The organism is Thiobacillus sp., from assembly GCF_018780105.1.
In the GTDB taxonomy this organism is placed as follows: Bacteria; Pseudomonadota; Gammaproteobacteria; order Burkholderiales; family Thiobacillaceae; genus Thiobacillus.
The window spans coordinates 106,379-123,491 of sequence record NZ_JADMKC010000001.1; the positions used below are offsets into that span (position 1 = coordinate 106,379).

The following is a 17,113-nucleotide window of genomic DNA, read 5'->3' on the forward strand; positions in this document are numbered from 1 at the left end:
CGGTTTGATGACGCATTTGTTTAAACGATGACTCGCTAGGATGGCGTCGATACGCAACAAACGTGCGACTTTATTCAACCCACCTCCGCGGAGTCTCCATGACCCTCAAACCCATCCCTGCCCTGTTGCTGGGTCTCGTTTTTTCCGGCGTTGCACAGGCCGCTGCACCGGTCACCTTCAATAAACTGTGGACCACACCCGGCGCGTCTGCCGGTTTTCTGGCCGAGATTCCGGCGTTCGATGCGTCGACCAATACGGTGTGGGTGGCCGGTGTGACGGGCGTGGATGTACTGAACGCCAGCAACGGCAGCCTGCTACAGCACATCGACACCACGGCTTTCGGTTCGATCAACAGCGTGGCGATTCGCAATGGCATGGCGGCGTTTGCCATGGAGTCGTCGGCCGACCGCACCCTGCCGGGCCAGGTGGTGCTGTTCGACACCGCCAGCCGCAGCCTGACTTCCGGCGTCAACCAGATCGCCGTTGGCGCGTTGCCCGACATGCTGACTTTCTCTGCCGACGGCAGCAAGCTGCTGGTCGCCAACGAGGCATCGCCCACCACCTACGGCGCATTTGATCCGGCCGGCAGCGTGTCCATCATCAACATGTCCACCCGCACCGCGACCACGGCCAGCCTCGCCGGCGTGGCCACCGCCGGCAGCGCCATCCGTACGCCGGGCATGGATTACGAGCCCGAGTACATCACCATCAACGCTGCGGGCACGCACGCTTTCGTTACCCTGCAGGAAGCCAACGCGATGGGCGTGCTGGATCTGGGCACGCAGCAGTTCACCAGCGTGATCGGTCTGGGCACCAAGGACTTCTCGCTGCCGGGCAATGAAATCGACCCGAGCCACAAGGACAGCAAAATTGAATTGCGCAGCGCCGATGTTCAGGGCTTCTACCAACCCGACGCGATTGCCGCGTACGAAGTGGGCGGCCAGACCCTTCTGGTAATGGCCAACGAAGGCGATACGCGCGAAGACGACGGCGACAAGGCGCGCCTGAAGGATACCGCCCTGACCGGCCCGGCCGACCTCAAGCAGCTGAACATCTCGACCACCGACTCGACATCTGGCGATCTGTACACCTTCGGCGCGCGCTCGTTCACTATCCGCGATACCGACGGCAACATCGTGTTCGACAGTGGCAACCAGCTCGATACCGAAGCCATGGCGCGCGGCATTTACGACGACGGCCGCAGCGACGACAAGGGCGTGGAACCGGAAGGCGTCGAGCTGATGGAAATCGGCGGCGAGATGTACGCCTTCATCGGCCTGGAGCGCACCACCAAGGCGGCTGTGGCGATCTACAAGATCACCGACCCGGCCCATGCCAGCTTCGTCGACATGATCGTGACCGACGGAGATGTCGCGCCCGAAGGCCTGAAAGCTTTCACGATCGGCGGTGTGAGCTACCTGGTGATCGCCAACGAAGTGTCCAACACCACGTCGCTGTACCAGCTGACGGCTGCCGTACCCGAGCCGGAAACCTACGCCATGCTGCTGGCGGGTCTGGGTCTGGTGGGCTTCATGGCCCGGCGTCGCCAGGCACAGCAGGCATAAACCCTTACGCTGTGCGTCATTGAACCCCGCCGCAAGGCGGGGTTCTTGTTTGTGCCGACTTGTGTCGGATATGAGCCGTTCGGCTCATTTCCCGCCCCACAAGCTGTCATCGCTGCTGCGGATAATGCGCCGCTTGGTTTGCCCTGCCTGATGACTGGTTGAATTCCCATGCGTGTTACAGCTTTTGCGATTGCCCTCGTGTTGTCCCTGTTCTCCGCCGCCAGCCATGCCTGGTGGAACGAGGACTGGGCAGGCCGCAAGAAAATCACCCTGAGCAATCCGGCGGGCGAAGTGGCCGATGCGCCGGTGCTGATTCGCCTGCATACCGGCAATTTCGATTTTCTGTCGGCCAATGAAAACGGCAGCGACCTGCGCGTAGTCGCAGGCGACGACACGACCGAGCTCAAGTTTCATATCGAAAAATGGGACGGCATCAATCAGCTCGCACTGGTATGGGTGAAGCTGCCCAAGCTGGGCGCCGCGACCGAGGCTTGGCTGTATTTCGGCAACGAAACGGCCGCGCCGGCTTCGGATGCCAAGGGCACCTACGATGCCGCCAGCGCTGACTATCACTTTGCCGAAGCGGCGGGCAACCCGGCCGACAGCGGGCCGAACGGCCTCAACGCCACGGCGTTCAGTGGCGAGCGGGTGGCCGCTTCGTTCGCCAATGGCGGGGTGAAGTTCAACGGTACGCAAAGTCTGGCGTTGCCAGCGATCAACGCGACCGGCGGCATGAGCGTGGCGATGTGGGTGAAGCCGGCCGCGCTCGACGGCACGCTGGTCCAGGCCGGCGGACTCAACGCCGCGCTGGTGGCGGGTGCGCTCAACGTGCAGGCCGGCGCGGCCACGGTCGCGACGACTGCGCCGCTGACGGCGGGCAAGTGGCATCACCTGGCGATCAGCGTGGCCGACACGCTCAAGGTCTACGTCGACGGTCAGCTGGCAGGCGAGGCGCCGGGTGCGACACTGCCGGCCGGCGGGCTGACCCTGGGCGCCAGCTACAACGGCGAACTCGACGAAGTACAGCTGGCCGGCACGGCGCGCGATGCCGCCTGGTTTGCGGTGCAGGCGGCGCAGGGGCCGGACGGCAAGCTGGTGACGCTGGGCGCCGACGAAGCCAGTGAAGGCGGCGAAGAAGGCGGCATCTGGGGCACCCTGTTTGCCGCGCTGACGCTGGACGGCTGGATCGCCATCGGCATCCTGGCGGTGATGCTGGTGATCGCGGTCTGGATCATGATCGTCAAGGCGATTTATGTGAACCGCGTGGACCAGGCCAACCGCCAGTTCATGCACAAGTTCCGTGAGCTGTCGACCGACCTCGGGGCGATCGACAAGACGCAGGGGCTGGCGGCCGAGTTCAGGCATTCGTCCTTGTACCGGCTGTATCACGTTGCCACGGTCGAACTGTCGCATCGTTTCAAGGACACCGATGCGGAGAAGATGAAGGAACAAAATCTCTCGCCGCAGTCGCTCGAAGCAATCCGCGCCAGCCTCGACACCGGGTTGGTGAAAGAAACCACGCTGATGAACAAGCTGATGGTGCTGCTCACCATCGCGATTTCCGGCGGGCCCTTCATCGGCCTGCTCGGCACGGTGCTGGGCGTGATGATCACCTTTGCCGTGATCGCCGCCACCGGCGACGTCAACGTGGCGGCGATTGCGCCGGGTATCGCGGCCGCACTGATGGCAACCGCCGCCGGCATGGCCGTCGCGATTCCCGCGCTGTTTGGCTACAACTATCTGAATTCGCGGATCAAGGCGATCACTTCCGACATGCGCGTGTTCAACGACGAGCTGATTACCAAGCTCGCCGAAAACTACAGCCGCTGAACCAGCAAGCGAACAGGGAGAGACCGCCATGCACGTTCAGGAAGACAACGAACCTTACGACCAGATCAACGTGGTGCCGATGCTGGACCTGGCCTACGTGCTGCTGGTGATTTTCATCATCATGACCACCGCCTCGGTGCAGGGCATCAAGGTCAACCTGCCGCAGGCGTCCGATACGCCCAGCCTCGCCAAACCCAAGACCAAGGCGATCACCGTCACGCAGGACGGGCAGGTGTATCTCGACACCTACCCGGTGTCGATGGAGGAACTGCGCACCCAGCTTGCGTCGGCCAGAGCGGCCGATCCGGAACTGCCGGTCGTCATCAAGGGCGACACCGTGGTGCAGTACGGCAAGGTGATGGAAGTGCTCGACCTGCTGGGGCAGGTGGGTATCACGCAGATGGGGCTGGTGACTCAGCCGGCCGCGAAGTAGGGCATGGAAGAGGACGAAGGCAAGCCGGCCTGGATGCGCTGGGGCGGTGTGGTCGCCGGCATCGTTGCAGCTGTGCTGATCGCGCTGTGGCTGAAAGACATGCTGACGCCCAAGGGTCCGGTGCAGAAAATGAAGGTGCAGCAGATCACCCTGGTGAAACCGCCGCCGCCTCCGCCCCCGCCGCCCGAGGAAAAGCCGCCTGAGCCGGAGATCAAGGAAGAGGTGAAGATCGACCAGCCTGAACCGACGCCCGAGCCGCAACAGGCGGAGGAAGCGCCGGCCCCCTTGAATGTCGGCGAAGGCGCCGAGGGCGGCCTCGACGTCGGCGGGACGCGGGGTGCGCCGACGCTGGCGGGCAGCGGAGGCGGCAACCGCTGGGGGCGTTACGACGCCCTGCTGAACGATGCCATGAACGCGGCCTTCCAGCAGGCGCTGGCGCGCGACAAGGCGCTCAAGGGCAAGAACTTCAAGGTGATGGTGAAGGTGTGGATAGACAGCAGCGGCAAGGTCACGCGGACTGCCCTGATCGACAGCATGGGCGACGCGCACGCCTATGAAATTCTGAAGGAAGCATTGAGCAACATGCGCGCATTGCGCGACGCACCGCCGGCCGACATGCCGCAGCCGGTGATAGTGCGGGTGACATCGCGTGCCTGAAAACGAACGAGAGAACGGAATGACTATTCGCAAAAAACTGCTGGTGATGGCCGTCGCGGCGGCCTGCTCGAGCCACGCCGTGGCAGCCGACGATGCCAGCGCGCGCATCGAGGAACTGCACGAGACCACGCTCAACCTGATCCAGTTGCTGGTCGAGCAGAAGGTGCTGACGCAGGAAGCCGCCGACGGCATGCTGAAAAAGGCGCGCGCGCAGGCAGCGGAAAAGGTCGAGCAGGCCAAAGCCGCCGAAACAGAAGCAAATCATGGCGTGGTGCGGGTGACCTACGTGCCGGAGCACGTCAAGCGCGAGATTCAGGATCAGGTGAAACAGGAAGTGGTGGCTCAGGCCAAGCAGGAACGCTGGGGCGACGTCAACGCGGTGCCGGAGTGGCTCGACCGCCTGAAGTGGGAAGGCGATTTCAGGCTGCGTTACCAGAACGAATTGATGTCGGAGAGTAATGCGCCTGTTGCAGTGTTCGACAGCATCGGCCAGCTGGTGAGCAATTCCACCGAAGACAATTCGTCTGGCAAGGTGCGTCTGCGCCTGGGCCTGAATGCAAACGTCACTTCCAAGGTCGATGTGGGCGTGCGCATCACCACCGGCAGCACCTCCAACCCGGTGTCGACCAACCAGACGCTGGGTACCTACGACAACAAGTACAGCCTGGTGCTCGACCGCGCCTTCGTCAAACTGACGCCTTACGACGATCTGACGTTGTGGGGCGGCCGCCTGCCCAATCCCTTCTTCAGCACCGATCTGGTGTGGGACGACGACCTCAATTTCGATGGCGTGGCGGTGAGCTACGCGCTGGGGTCGAAGGAACCGCTGCGCGAGTTCAAGCCCTTCGTCACCGCAGGTGTGTTTCCCCTGCAGACGATCGAGCAGAATGGGGTGACGCAGGCCGAGGACAAATGGCTGTTCGCCTTGCAGGGGGGGCTGGAATGGCAGCCCAATACACGCACACGCATCAAGACGGGTGCGTCCTATTACGATTACCGCAACATTACGGGAGTTCGTAACCCAACACCGACGGCCAATGGATACTATGACCTTACGGCGCCTAGTTTCCGCCAGAAAGGCAATTCATTATTCATTGTTGACGAAGATAAGGATAACGATGGAAATACGACTGAGCTAAACGATGATGTTTTTGGTTTGGCTGCGGAATATCAAATCGCCAATCTGACCCTGGTGGCCGACTTCGCGGACTATTTCCCCGTCCATATCATCGGCAGCTTCGACTGGGCGCGTAACCTGGCCTTTGATGAAGCTGCGGTGCGTGCAAATGCAACGGCCTATACCAGCTACGATCTGGGCGCAGACGGCTACCAGTTCAAGCTGACCGTGGGCTACCCGAAACTGGTCGAGGAGGATGAGTGGCAGGCCTTCATCGGCTACCGCTATGTTGAAACCGACGCGGTGCTGGATGCCTTCACCGATTCGGACTTCCACCTCGGCGGCACCAATGCCAAGGGCTTCATGATCGGCGGCCAGTACGCCATCTACAAGAACACCTGGCTGGCGGCGCGCTGGATGTCGGCCGACGAAATCACCGGCCTGCCACTCGCCATCGACGTCTTCCAGCTCGACCTCAATGCCAAGTTCTAAGCTTCTTCTACTGGCGGTATTGCTCGCGCCACTGCTGTGGATGGAGCGGCCGTGGGCGGGACAGCCGTGGGACGCCAGCGAGACCGACTGGCTGACGCCGCAAACCGACGAACGCCCGCCGCGCGAACAGCGTCCGCATTACCCGCCCGAACGGCTCGCGCTGATCCCGGCCGACGGCAACTTCGTCGCTCCGCGCTACCAGGCAGGCGACGAAGCCAGGCTGATGGATGCGGCGCGGCAGGGCAATATCGAGTCCGTGCGTGCGTTGCTGAAGGCCGGCGCAAACCCGAACATCGGCGATTACTGGCGCGACGTGCCGCTGTTGGCGGCGGTGCGGGCGGACAACCTGGAGCTTGCGCAGATATTGCTCGACGCCGGTGCGCAGCCTAACGTCAAAGGCCGCGGCTACACCCCGCTGGGCATGGCGGCCAAGAACGGCAACCTGCGGCTGGTGGACATGCTGGTGCGCGCCGGGGCCGACCCCGACCGCAAGAACGACGACGGCGACACGCCGCTGCATGGCGCGGCCTTGCTGGGGCGGGCGCAGGTGATCGATGCGCTGGCGAAGGCGAATCCCGATTTGCGCCTGTTCAACCGCGAAGGTCTGTCGCCGCTGGCGGTGGCGGCGGCCAATGGGCGTTACGACGCAGCGCGTGCGCTGGTTCGCGCCGGCGCGCCGCTGGAGTGGGGCGACAAGAAATTCCACCCGCCGCTGTGGTGGGCATTTTCGGTCGGCGACTTCGATATGGCGCGCCTGTTGCTGAAACTGGGCGCACAACCGGGCGGCATGCCTGTGGGGAATCTGTGATGAAGAAATGGGCGATATCCTGGGTTGTGATCGCGCTGCTGGCCACGCCGGCATGGGCCGCGAACGAAAGCCGCGAAAAGCAGATGCTGCGGCGTATGCAGCAGCAGGTGCAGCAGACCGAACAGGCGCGCGCGCAGGCCGAGCAGGAAAAGACTGCCGCGCTGGCCGATAAGGCCGCCGCCGAAGCCGAGCTGAAGAAACTTGGGGCCGCCGAACGCAAGCTGTCCGCCGAGCAGGCAGCACGCGGCCGCGTGGAAGGCGACCTGAAGTCGACGCAATCTGAACTCGAAGGCTTGAAGGCGCGGCTGGCGGAAACCGAAAAGAAACTGGCTGACAGTCTGGCCCTGCAGCGCGCGACTGCCAGCAAGCTGGCGCAGATCGAACAGCAGCTGGCGGGCAATCGCGACGACCTGAAGCAGTGCCGGACGCACAACGTCAGCCTCTACACCCTGGGCCGCGAGATGATGCAGAAGTATCACGACAAAAGCTGCCAGGATGCCTTGGCGCAGAGCGAGCCGTTTACCGGCCTGAAGCAGATCGAAGTGGAAAACCTGATGGAGACGTGGCGCGACCAGCTCGACCGCGAGCGGCTTGCCAAGGCTGCCGTCGACGCAGAAAAGACGCCTTGAACCGCATCGCGTATTGCCCATGACTTATGGATGGAACGCGGCATCATCCGGCAGGAAAGTTAGCCGGTAGCGTACCGGCATCGCAGCTTGCCCATAGCCCACAACACATTGTTGCGGCCGAGCTGGATGGAACCCCAAATGATTACAGCCGCCTTTATGGTCTTAGCTGCGGCGGCTTCTCCGCCAGATGTTTTACCTCGCGTCCCGCATCCCGATTTTGGTTTGATTATTGGCACGCTTCCTTCATATGATGATCGGATCAAAATAGTCAGTAAGTTGCAGAACTCCGGAAAGCTTGATGAAGCAGAGGTTCTCGCTCGTGAAATGCTGAAGGGGAGCGAAGAACAGTTCGACTCAAATCATCCGCAGGTTGCCACGAGTCTGCTGGTGTTGGCCAACGTCCTGCAAACACAAGGGCAGTATCAAGCCGCTACGGAACTGAGTATGCGTGCGCTGAAAATCAGGGAGGAGGCGCTTGGGCCCAACCACTCCCATGTGGCGACTGCGCTGAACTTTCTGGCCGAAAATTACCGCTTACAGGGTCAATATGCGCTTGCCGAGCCGCTTTACCTGCGCGCGCTGAAGATCAGGGAGACGAACCTGGGGCCCAGGCATCCGGAAGTTGCATCGGTGCTCAACAATCTCGGGCTTTTGTACAAATCCACAGGACAGCTTGCGAAGGCCGAGACGTTTTACTTGCGCGCGCTGGAAATCTTCAAAGCCGCCTTGGGCCCGGAACATAGTCGAGTGGCTACGTCGCTGAGCAATCTTGCCAGTATCTATCTAATGCAAGGTCGTTTCCCTGAGGCCATTGATTATCAGCAGCGCGCTTTGGCAATCAAGCAAAAGAGGCTAGGCCCGGATCATCTCGATGTCGCGCTGAATCTGAACAATCTGGCGGCTATCTATCAAGTTCAAGGCTTGTTCGTCGAAGCTGAGCCCATTCTCAAGCGCGCCATTGAAATCAGGGAAATCAAACTGGGGCCGGAGCATCCTCTTCTCGCAGCCAGCCTCGGCAATCTTGCGGAAATTTACCGCCATCAAGGCAACTATGTATTAGCTGAAAATCTTGGCGATAGGGCGCTTGCAATTCGATTGAACACCTATGGGAGCGAACATCCTGAAGTGGCTACCAGCCTGAATAATCTGGGCGAGCTTTCCCGTGATCGTGGACTGTTGGAAAAATCCGAGGCATTTCATCTGCGTGCTCTGGAAATCAGGGAGAAATCCCTGGGGCCGCGCCACCCGGAATCGGTCAGCAGCAGGGGCAACCTCGCCAGGCTCTACCGGGAAATGGGCAGGGAAGCCGATGCGATCCGGTTTGAAAATTGGCAGGGGCAGATTCTGAATAACAAGTGAGCTGAAACAGAAACGGGCAGCTATTTTTTGAGCGTGCGCTCGCCCGCGCACGTTTTTTTATAGGCTAGAAGTTCAGCGTTCAACTGATTGGCCGAGGCTTTGAAGCGAGTGTTCTTTTCGTTGAAATGCACAATCTGTTCGTTGTGTGTGCCGAGGGCTCTGTTATACGTATCGACTTCTTTTTGAAATTCAACTGCGCTTGATTGCAATAAGGATTGCTGTCTGTTGTTGGCCTGCGCATCTGCGTTGTAAGCGGCAATATCTGCACTGAGTTGTTTGATTTCAGACGGGCCAAGCTGCTTGCGTTTTTGAGTGGCTTCAATTGCGTTGCGTCGATCTTTAAGCTTCGCCGATTCGTTTTTGAGTTTGGCCAGGTTTTTCTTGATTTGTTCGTTGCCCGCCTTGAGTTCTGCGGCCTGCTTTTCCAGAATGGGAACGCGCGAAGTGATTTCCACATATTCGCTTTCCAATGCGGTTTCCTGCTGTTTGATCTCAGTCTGGCGTTCCCTGACTCCAACGTCAGTACCCATGCACTGGACTATTTCGTCAATTGTGATCGTGGGCTTTTCTTCTTCCCCGGGTATCTTCCATTTCTGAATCAAACCTGGAAGCTGTATATCCGGAGAACTTTCTGCCTGGATGATGGGCGAATTCAAAGCGCCTGCTACCAGGCACAGCATGATTATGGTGCGTGCAAAAAGCGGTACTTGGCTGGACGGAGCGGCAAGCGCTGTCGCAAAATTATGGACGTTGACGTGAATTTTCATTTCGCCTGCCAGATTACTACTGCTTCGTTACAGTCAGAGTTGAACCGGAGGATATGTATCCAGCGACCATCAGCCGGCTGATGGAAAAACACGAGTGACTCCAGGCATGAGCCGAACGGGCCATAAGAGTCGAGCCGAAGGCGCAGCGAAAAGTCATGTTGGATCTGCAGAATACCGGTAGCAAGCACGACTTTGCATCGCTTGCGGCCTCGTGTCGCAAGATCGGCTGCAAAGCCCATTTGTTTGTCCTCCAGTAGTTCTCTGGGCGGGGTTTTTACCCCGCCACTTTTTTGTCTGCGCTATCCGCCGCATCCGGCACCGGCTCCCAGTGTTGCAGCTTGAGCTGCAACAATTGCTGGCCGTTGTATTCGTTGGTCATCAGCGCGTACACCGCCTGGATGCGTGAAGGCAGCGGATCGGCATGGAAAAAATGCATGGCATCGAAGGAGACGCCTGCACGCGCCAGTTTCAGCTTGAGGTGCTTTTCGCCGACGACACGCTGCGCGACCACGTCGAAGCGGGCGTTGAACAGCGGCGCGGCAAAGCCTTGCCCCCAGACCGCAGCCTCGAATTGCTCGGCCAGCGCATAGCTGTGCTCGGCCGCGTCGAGCTCGCCGTCGGTTTCGATCACCCCTTCGAGATCGGCCGGATCGATCAGTTCGCGCACCACGGTTTCGAATGCCAGGGCGAAATCCTGCTCGCGGTCGGCGGGAATGCTGAGCCCGGCGGCCATGGCATGGCCGCCGAATTTGTTGATCAGCCCGGGATGGCGCTTGTCGATCAGATCGAGCGCGTCGCGCAGATGCAGGCCGGGAATGGAGCGGCCGGAGCCCTTGAGTTCACCGGTTTCGCTTGATGCAAACACGATGGTGGGACGGTGGAACTTGTCTTTCAGGCGTGAAGCCAGGATGCCGATCACGCCGATGTGCCAGTCGGGCTGATAGGCGGTGAGGCTGTGGCTGTCGCTGGGGTCGAAGGTCGCGAGGATGGCGAGCGCTTCGTCCAGCATGTCGGACTCGACATCGCGTCGCGCGCGGTTGAGCGTGTCGAGCTGCTGCGCCAGTTGTTGCGCGCGGGCGGGATCGTCGGCCAGCAGGCATTCGATGCCGAGCGCCATGTCGTCGAGGCGGCCGGCGGCGTTGAGGCGCGGGCCGAGCATGAAGCCAAGATCGAACACAGTGGCGCGGCGCGGGTCGCGGCCAGCCGCGCGAAACAGCGCATTGATGCCGGCTTGGGCCTTGCCGGCGCGCATGCGGGCGAGGCCGTTTTCCACCAGGGTGCGGTTGTTGGCATCCAGCTTGACCACGTCGGCTACAGTGCCGAGCGCGACCAGATCGAGCAGCGCGCGCAGGTCGGGTTCCGCTGTCTGGCTGTAGGCGCCACGCTGGCGCAGTTCGGCACGCAGCGCCAGCAATACGTAAAACATGACGCCGACGCCCGCCAGATTTTTCGATCCAAAGTCGCAGCCCGGCTGGTTGGGATTGACGATGCAGGCAGCGTCCGGCAGCGCGTCGCCGGGCAGGTGGTGGTCGGTGACCAGTACCGGGATGCCGAGCGCATTGGCCGCCGCCACGCCTTCGACCGCAGCGATGCCGTTGTCCACCGTGAGTAGCAGGTCGGGCTGGCGTGCGGCGGCCAGTTTGACGATGTCGGGACTGAGGCCGTAGCCATGTTCGAGCCGGTTGGGCACGATGAAATCCACCTGCGCGCCGAGCAGGCACAGGCCGCGCACGCCGACTGCGCAGGCGGTGGCGCCATCGGCATCGTAGTCGGCAATGATGAGCAGACGCCGCTGGTCGCGAATGGCATCGGCCAGCAAGCGGGCGGCCTGTTCGATGTGCAGCAGTCCGCCGGGTGCGAGCAGCTGCGGCAGGCGGTGCGTCACCTGCTCGGGATGGGTGACGCCGCGCGCGGCATACAGCCGTGCCCAGGTGGGCGCGAGGCCGGATTGTTCGAGCGCGGTGCGGCGGTCGGCGGGGCAGGGGCGGGTGGTGATGGCAGGCATGCCGGAATTGTAGGGGCTGCGTCGACCGGCGTTCGAATCCGCATTTCAGAATTTGATGAATTGCCGATTTTGTCTACCGTGAGCGCGGAGTAAGATCGCGCCATGAGCCATCTACTCCCGCTATCCCGTGTCGCCAAGCTGGTCGGGCAGTCGCGCCATACGCTGCAGGACATGATCCGCAGCGGTGCGCTGGCGACCTTCGACGGCATGATCGAGCTCGACGAACTGCTGCGTGCGTTCCCCGAAGTGAAATGGGACGACGATGCGGAGTTTCGCCGGGTCACGGAAATCAAGGACCAGGCATTTGCCCGGCGGGTGCGCGATCTGGTGTTGCCGGACAAGGAAGTGCTGGCCGCGCGACTGAACGAGTTGGGTAACGATTACGCTTCCGCCCAGGCCCTGCTGCTGCATTACGGCAACGTGATGACCTGGCTGGACGAAAAAATCGACGAACTGGATGAGGGTGCGAGCGCCGAAACGCACCATGCGCTGCACAGCGTGCGCGCTTTTCTGCTGCGCAATATGGCCGAGATGCCACCCAACGCGGCGCAGGCGCAGGCGTTGATTGTGCAGGAGCGGATGCTCAAGATCATGTCGGCCCACGTCACCATCCAGCCCAGCGGCCACGCGTTTTTCGTCGAGGGCAACGAGACGATTCTGGAAGCCGCGCTGCGTCATGGCGTGTCGCTCAATTACGGCTGCAGCAACGGCAATTGCGGCGATTGCAAGGCCCGGCTGGTGTCGGGCAAGGTGAAGAAGGTCCACGCTCACGACTACGTGCTGAAGCCGGCCGAAAAAGAGGCGGGTGCGATCCTGTTGTGCTCCTACGCGCCGGTGAACGATGTGGTGATCGAGGCGAATGTGGCCGGCGCGCGCGACATCCCCGTGCAGCAGCTGAGCGCGAAGGTGAAGTCGGTCGAGGTGTTCAATCCGCAGATGGCTGCGCTGCATATCCTGGTGCCGCGCAGCCAGCGCTTGCGCTTTCTTGGCGGGCAGAGCATCCGGGTCAGCATTGACGGCATCAGCGGGCGCTATGCGATTGCCAGCTGCCCATGCGAAGACCGCCACATTGAAGTGCAGATTCCGCGCCGCCCGGGCGATGCCTTTGCCGAGGCACTGTTCGCATCGGTCAAGGCTAACGACAGGGTGGAAGTCGAAGGCCCCTACGGCGAGTTCGTGCTGGATGAGGATTCCCCGCGTCCGGTGATCTTCCTGGCTTTTGGCGCGGGCTTTGCGCCGATCAAGAGCCTGATCCAGCACGCCATGTCGCTGGAGTTGTCCGAGTCGATGGACCTGCATTGGCTGGCCGATGCAGCCGGGCATTATCAGGACAATCTGTGTCGCGCCTGGGCCGATGCGCTGGACAATTTCAATTACGTGCCGCACTCGCCGACCGAAGACCTCGACACGCTGTTGCGCGCTATCGCGCTGGACTACCCGGATTTGCATCGTTTCGATGTGTATGCGGCGGGATCGGCGGCGCAGCTCGAGCGTGCGCATGCGCAATTTGTGCGCGAGGGCATGCACAGCGCGCGCTGGTTTGCCTGGGCGGATGCGGATTAATTCAATGCTGCGTGTGGCCGTCTATTTGTGGGCATTGCCAGTGACTTTTCTCGGCTTGCTGATTGTGCTGATGGCACGCAACAGCGGCGGCGTGCAGCAGCGGGTCGATGGGGTGCTGGAGGCGGCGGGAGGCTGGCCGGCGCGGGTGTTGCTGCATGGGTTCCCGTTCAGCGGCCCGGTCGCCGCCATTACGCTGGGGCATGTGGTGGTGGGCGTGTCGCTGGACGCGCTGGAGCAGACCCGCGTCCATGAGCGCGTGCATGTCAGGCAGTTCGAGCGCTGGGGCGTGCTGATGGTGCTGTTGTATCCGCTGGCGGGCGTGATCGCCGCATTGCGTGGCGGCAATCCCTATATCGACAATGTGTTCGAGCGCGAGGCACGGGCAGCTGAACGCGCCGCGTTGCTTCAAAAACCGGCTTAGTCAGCCGGCGGGTGAAACCCGGCGCCGGGGTCGCCTGTCTCCGGATCGATCCAGTCGGAAATCCCCAGCTCGTCCTCGGCCTCTTCCACGGTTTCGCCTGGCTCGTAGTCGCTTTCGGCGTTGTACTCCATGTCTTCTATCGCGGCGAGCAGGCTGTCGAAGGGACCATATTCTTCACCGGTTTCGGCATCAATCCAGTAACAGCCATCCGGCCGCTCGATGACGCGGGTGTGATCGTGGTCGGCTGGGGTTGAGGGTATGGCTTGGGTCATGGCGCGTCCTCCGTTACCTAAATATAGGGTGCGATGGCGGACAGGGCAAGGAGGGATCAGACGAAGCGCTGGGCAAATGTCAGCCCGCCCAGCGCAGACAGCATCAAGCCCAGATGAATCCAGCTCCACAGGCGGAAATGGGCGGTCAATGATTTGATTTCGCGATTGGCCACGATGTAGGGCTGGCCGTGCGCGGGCTTGCGCACCAGATGGATACCGTCCTGCAGGCGGATATCGAGATGAGCACGATCGATTTCTATCGATGCCTCGTGCCGCGCACGTTCCCATTCTTCCAGGCTGATTTCGCCATCGCGATTGCTGTCGAAACGTGCCAGCAGGGCGGTCTTGTCGGCTTTCCATTCTGCCAGCAGGGTGGACATGTCGGCACTTTTGCTGAGCACGGCATTGGGGCCGCCGAGCGTGACGTGTTCGCCGATGACATAGATAGGCTCGCCCTCGATCAGCGTCCATTCGGTCTTCCGGTAGTTGCCCTCATTCGTGACCTGCTGGTGCGACGTCATGATTTCGGCGCCATCGGGATCGATCAGGATCTGACCGCTGCCATCGCTGACGCCAAAGGTGTCGTGCGAGCTGCCGGATTCAACGTGTTCCCATTTGTCACCATTGCGGCGTTCGATACGGTAGCGATACCACAGGCAGGGCAGGCCGTTGACCGGGCTGCGCAGCGTCTCACCGGGTGGCTGTTGACCGCGTCCAGTCAGCACCACGTAGCCTTGTGGCGCCGAGGCAATACGCGAACGGGGCGTGTCGGCCACCGTGCGATGGCGCTTGAGATTGCGATACCAGGCCCAGAAGCTGGTGAGGCCGACCACGGCCAGGCTGATTTGCCAGCCGATCAGCGTTTGCAGTTTGAATCCGATGAACAGGATGAACAGCTGGCCGCCGCTTAATACGAGATTGCCTGAGTCCTGCTGCCAATGAACTGCCCAGCGTTGCAGCATTATTGGTTAAAAAGTTGCTTGATATTGACGTCCTGTTTTTCTTCGGTTGCAAACCGCAGCAATGAAAACTGGCCGAAGCCGAACAGGCGGGCGACAAGGGTGTCGGGGAACTGCTCGACGCGCACGTTGTTGACGTTTACCGAGTCGTTGTAGAACTCGCGGCGATCGGCGATCGAATTTTCCAGACCGGTGATACGCGCCTGCAGATGCAGGAAGGTTTCGTTGGTTTTCAGTTCGGGATAGGCCTCGGCAACTGCGAACAGATTACCCAGCCCCAAGCGCAATGCCCCTTCTGCCTGACCCAATGCGGGGATGTTGTGTGCCTCGCGGGCGCTCGCCACCGAGTTGCGGGCCAGCATGACTTTTTCCAGCGTTTCCTGTTCGAACTGCATGTATTGCTTGCAGGTCTCGACCAGCTTGGGCAATTCGTCGTGCCGTTGCTTGAGCAGGATATCGATGTTGGCCCAGGCTTTGCCGACGTTATGTTTCAGCGTGACCAGTTGGTTGAAAATGAACACGCCATACACAGCGACGAGCGCGAGCAAAATGAGTAAAACCAGGCCGCCTGACATGGAGTGCTCCGGGAGGATTGAATCGCTGAAATAGCGGATGGCAACAGCTTAACTTGAATGCGCGCCTTTCAAATGCGCGCGCTGAGGATGGCTACAATTTCGTCATCGTCCAGCAGGACGGGGTTGGTTTTCATGCTGCTGCCGCGACTATTGGCGACGATGCGCGGAATGTCGGCGTGCGTCACGCCGTAACGCGCCAGCGTGGGCAGTTCGAGTGCATGCGTCCATGTTTCCAGCGTGTCGATCAGCGCGGTATGCGCAGCTTCCCGATTCAGATGGCCTTGTTTGCTCAGCAGGCGGCCTACAAGCGCATATTTTTCCAGCGCGGGATGATGCGGATCGCGCGCGCGCAGGGCTTCGATGTTGATGCGGGTCGCCGTCGCCACCAATGTTCCGCAAGCCACACCATGCGGGATCGGGAAAAAGGCGCCGAGCGGCGCGGCAAGACCATGCACCGATCCCAGCCCGACCTGTGCCAGCGTGATGCCCGAAATCAGCGCGGCGTAGGCCATTTGCTCGCGCGCAGTTGCATTGCCCGTGTTGGCATGCAGGGCCAGCAGGCCGTCGCGTGCTGCCTTCATGCCGCCCCAGGCGAGCGAATCCGTAAACGGCGCCGCGCGACTGGAAACATAAGACTCCAACAACTGGGTCAATGCATCCATGCCGTTTGCGGCAACCACCGCAGGCGGGCAGGAGGTCAGCAGATCCGGATCGATCAATGCGTATTCCGCCACCAGCTTGTCGTCGCGGAAGGACTTTTTAAAACCATCAACACCCTGCAGGCTCAATACTGCATTCTTGGTCGCTTCCGAACCCGTGCCAGCCGTGGTGGGGATGGCAATGAAGGGCGTGGCCGGGCCGATATAAGGCAACTCGGGCCCCACGCCTTCCAGATGATCCATCACCGAATTCCCCGGTATGAGCAGCCCGGCGATGGCCTTGGCCGCATCCAGCGCACTTCCGCCGCCAATGCCGATGACGAGATCGAGTTGCTCGTTGCGCAGATTGGCAACGGCATCGTCCACCATGCGCGGGGACGGCTCGCCTGGGATGGCCAGATGCCGCCATGAGATTCCCTCAGTTTCGAGCCCGGTCGTGATGCGTGACCAGTGAACTGAGTCCTTCAGGGAGCCAACGCCTGTCACGAGCAGAGCACGCGCCCCAAATTTCCGGGCAATGGCAGGCAAGTTGGCCAGCACACCTGAACCAAATGCAATTTGCGGCAAGCGGGATAGGTAAAAACCAGTAATTTGCACAGGCAACCTTCATAAGATGAACGGATGGATTCTAGCGATGCCACGGGCGATATCGTTCAAGTCGTTGGTAGTAACAATTTCAGCCTGATTGCGGGCCGCATTGTGCCGGTCTCAATAGCATCAAATTGAGATTGCTTTAAGCGCATTGAAAACATGGGGAATATTGCCGGCCTGCCGGCAAATTGAAAGTCCGGGGCGGGTAATGGTTGACGCAGGTGAATGTGCTTTGCTATAGTTCCGCTTCTCGATTGACGCGAAACATTGCGACAGGCGCGGGGTGGAGCAGTCTGGCAGCTCGTCGGGCTCATAACCCGAAGGTCGTAGGTTCAAATCCTGCCCCCGCAACCATTTCGAAAATTACCAGTTGCGCAATTTCAGAAGTTCTGTAGAATGCGCGGCTCTCGA

16 protein-coding genes and 1 tRNA gene are annotated in these 17,113 nt (G+C 61.0%); 11 read left to right on the forward strand and 6 right to left on the reverse strand.

All coding sequences use genetic code 11. The features are described 5' to 3' along the window. The first annotated feature begins 98 nt into the window (after positions 1 to 98). The 8 genes from IV098_RS00425 to IV098_RS00460 all read left to right on the forward strand — a co-directional run bounded on the left by IV098_RS00425 (position 99) and on the right by IV098_RS00460 (position 8,890). Positions 99 to 1,565 carry a choice-of-anchor I family protein gene (locus IV098_RS00425; protein ID WP_296885333.1) on the forward strand — a complete coding sequence of 489 codons (1,467 nt, stop codon included), beginning with the start codon at positions 99 to 101 and terminating at the stop codon, positions 1,563 to 1,565. Positions 1,566 to 1,733: 168 nt separating this feature from the next. Continuing rightward, entirely contained in the window at positions 1,734 to 3,395 is a 1,662-nt protein-coding gene (locus tag IV098_RS00430; RefSeq protein ID WP_296885334.1) for a MotA/TolQ/ExbB proton channel family protein, read from the forward strand. A 28-nt stretch (positions 3,396 to 3,423) separates the two neighbouring features. Next, positions 3,424 to 3,828, forward strand: coding sequence for a biopolymer transporter ExbD (locus IV098_RS00435; RefSeq protein WP_296885336.1), 405 nt, complete (start codon positions 3,424 to 3,426; stop codon positions 3,826 to 3,828). A 3-nt stretch (positions 3,829 to 3,831) separates the two neighbouring features. Beyond that, positions 3,832 to 4,485: an energy transducer TonB gene (locus IV098_RS00440; protein WP_296885337.1), complete on the forward strand. Its 654-nt coding sequence runs from the start codon at positions 3,832 to 3,834 to the stop codon at positions 4,483 to 4,485. A 19-nt stretch (positions 4,486 to 4,504) separates the two neighbouring features. Further along, a complete protein-coding gene (locus tag IV098_RS00445) occupies positions 4,505 to 6,094 on the forward strand; it encodes a putative porin (protein WP_296885338.1) in 1,590 nt (529 codons plus the stop codon). Further along, a complete protein-coding gene (locus tag IV098_RS00450; RefSeq protein WP_296885340.1) occupies positions 6,081 to 6,902 on the forward strand; it encodes an ankyrin repeat domain-containing protein in 822 nt (273 codons plus the stop codon). Before IV098_RS00445 ends, IV098_RS00450 begins: the two co-directional genes overlap by 14 nt. Then, positions 6,902 to 7,531, forward strand: coding sequence for a hypothetical protein (locus IV098_RS00455; RefSeq protein WP_296885342.1), 630 nt, complete (start codon positions 6,902 to 6,904; stop codon positions 7,529 to 7,531). The genes IV098_RS00450 and IV098_RS00455 overlap by 1 nt, the downstream gene beginning before the upstream one ends. A gap of 138 nt (positions 7,532 to 7,669) precedes the next feature. Next, positions 7,670 to 8,890 carry a tetratricopeptide repeat protein gene (locus tag IV098_RS00460; protein ID WP_296885343.1) on the forward strand — a complete coding sequence of 407 codons (1,221 nt, stop codon included), beginning with the start codon at positions 7,670 to 7,672 and terminating at the stop codon, positions 8,888 to 8,890. A 20-nt stretch (positions 8,891 to 8,910) separates the two neighbouring features. Here the strand turns inward: IV098_RS00460 and IV098_RS00465 are convergent, their stop codons facing one another. Then, positions 8,911 to 9,657 carry a hypothetical protein gene (locus IV098_RS00465; protein WP_296885345.1) on the reverse strand — a complete coding sequence of 249 codons (747 nt, stop codon included), beginning with the start codon at positions 9,655 to 9,657 and terminating at the stop codon, positions 8,911 to 8,913. 274 nt (positions 9,658 to 9,931) lie between these two features. Further along, on the reverse strand, positions 9,932 to 11,662 hold the full coding sequence (gene recJ, locus IV098_RS00470) for a single-stranded-DNA-specific exonuclease RecJ (protein ID WP_296885347.1): 1,731 nt from the start codon (positions 11,660 to 11,662) through the stop codon (positions 9,932 to 9,934). Between the two features lie 102 nt (positions 11,663 to 11,764). On the opposite strand from recJ, the gene IV098_RS00475 reads away from it, so the two are divergent. After that, entirely contained in the window at positions 11,765 to 13,225 is a 1,461-nt protein-coding gene (locus IV098_RS00475; RefSeq protein WP_296885349.1) for a 2Fe-2S iron-sulfur cluster-binding protein, read from the forward strand. 4 nt (positions 13,226 to 13,229) lie between these two features. After that, the gene (locus tag IV098_RS00480; protein WP_296885350.1) at positions 13,230 to 13,646 is read left to right on the forward strand and encodes a hypothetical protein; all 417 of its coding nucleotides are present in this window, start codon (positions 13,230 to 13,232) and stop codon (positions 13,644 to 13,646) included. Here the strand turns inward: IV098_RS00480 and IV098_RS00485 are convergent. The 4 genes from IV098_RS00485 to IV098_RS00500 all read right to left on the reverse strand — a co-directional run bounded on the left by IV098_RS00485 (position 13,643) and on the right by IV098_RS00500 (position 16,708). Beyond that, positions 13,643 to 13,918, reverse strand: coding sequence for a hypothetical protein (locus IV098_RS00485; protein WP_296885352.1), 276 nt, complete (start codon positions 13,916 to 13,918; stop codon positions 13,643 to 13,645). The two genes, IV098_RS00480 and IV098_RS00485, sit on opposite strands and share 4 nt — an antisense overlap. A 56-nt stretch (positions 13,919 to 13,974) precedes the next feature. After that, entirely contained in the window at positions 13,975 to 14,880 is a 906-nt protein-coding gene (locus IV098_RS00490; protein WP_296885354.1) for a hypothetical protein, read from the reverse strand. Continuing rightward, positions 14,880 to 15,452 carry a LemA family protein gene (locus tag IV098_RS00495; RefSeq protein ID WP_296885356.1) on the reverse strand — a complete coding sequence of 191 codons (573 nt, stop codon included), beginning with the start codon at positions 15,450 to 15,452 and terminating at the stop codon, positions 14,880 to 14,882. Before IV098_RS00495 ends, IV098_RS00490 begins: the two co-directional genes overlap by 1 nt. Before the next feature lie 68 nt (positions 15,453 to 15,520). After that, positions 15,521 to 16,708, reverse strand: coding sequence for an iron-containing alcohol dehydrogenase (locus tag IV098_RS00500; protein WP_296885357.1), 1,188 nt, complete (start codon positions 16,706 to 16,708; stop codon positions 15,521 to 15,523). A gap of 271 nt (positions 16,709 to 16,979) precedes the next feature. Between IV098_RS00500 and IV098_RS00505 the strand changes: the two genes are divergently transcribed. Continuing rightward, a tRNA-Met gene (locus tag IV098_RS00505) sits at positions 16,980 to 17,056 on the forward strand. The last annotated feature ends 57 nt before the right edge of the window (positions 17,057 to 17,113 follow it).

Excerpts from the sequence above, each read along its gene's own strand:
- IV098_RS00425 (WP_296885333.1), top strand. The coding sequence starts at position 99 with ATGACCCTCAAACCCATCCCTGCCCTGTTGCTGGGTCTCGTTTTTTCC.
- IV098_RS00445 (WP_296885338.1), top strand. The coding sequence starts at position 4,505 with ATGACTATTCGCAAAAAACTGCTGGTGATGGCCGTCGCGGCGGCCTGC.
- IV098_RS00440 (WP_296885337.1), top strand. The coding sequence starts at position 3,832 with ATGGAAGAGGACGAAGGCAAGCCGGCCTGGATGCGCTGGGGCGGTGTG.
- recJ (WP_296885347.1), bottom strand. The coding sequence starts at position 11,662 with ATGCCTGCCATCACCACCCGCCCCTGCCCCGCCGACCGCCGCACCGCG.
- IV098_RS00480 (WP_296885350.1), top strand. The coding sequence starts at position 13,230 with ATGCTGCGTGTGGCCGTCTATTTGTGGGCATTGCCAGTGACTTTTCTC.
- IV098_RS00490 (WP_296885354.1), bottom strand. The coding sequence starts at position 14,880 with ATGCTGCAACGCTGGGCAGTTCATTGGCAGCAGGACTCAGGCAATCTC.
- IV098_RS00495 (WP_296885356.1), bottom strand. The coding sequence starts at position 15,452 with ATGTCAGGCGGCCTGGTTTTACTCATTTTGCTCGCGCTCGTCGCTGTG.
- IV098_RS00430 (WP_296885334.1), top strand. The coding sequence starts at position 1,734 with ATGCGTGTTACAGCTTTTGCGATTGCCCTCGTGTTGTCCCTGTTCTCC.
- IV098_RS00435 (WP_296885336.1), top strand. The coding sequence starts at position 3,424 with ATGCACGTTCAGGAAGACAACGAACCTTACGACCAGATCAACGTGGTG.
- IV098_RS00485 (WP_296885352.1), bottom strand. The coding sequence starts at position 13,918 with ATGACCCAAGCCATACCCTCAACCCCAGCCGACCACGATCACACCCGC.
- IV098_RS00450 (WP_296885340.1), top strand. The coding sequence starts at position 6,081 with ATGCCAAGTTCTAAGCTTCTTCTACTGGCGGTATTGCTCGCGCCACTG.
- IV098_RS00475 (WP_296885349.1), top strand. The coding sequence starts at position 11,765 with ATGAGCCATCTACTCCCGCTATCCCGTGTCGCCAAGCTGGTCGGGCAG.
- IV098_RS00455 (WP_296885342.1), top strand. The coding sequence starts at position 6,902 with ATGAAGAAATGGGCGATATCCTGGGTTGTGATCGCGCTGCTGGCCACG.
- IV098_RS00465 (WP_296885345.1), bottom strand. The coding sequence starts at position 9,657 with ATGAAAATTCACGTCAACGTCCATAATTTTGCGACAGCGCTTGCCGCT.
- IV098_RS00460 (WP_296885343.1), top strand. The coding sequence starts at position 7,670 with ATGATTACAGCCGCCTTTATGGTCTTAGCTGCGGCGGCTTCTCCGCCA.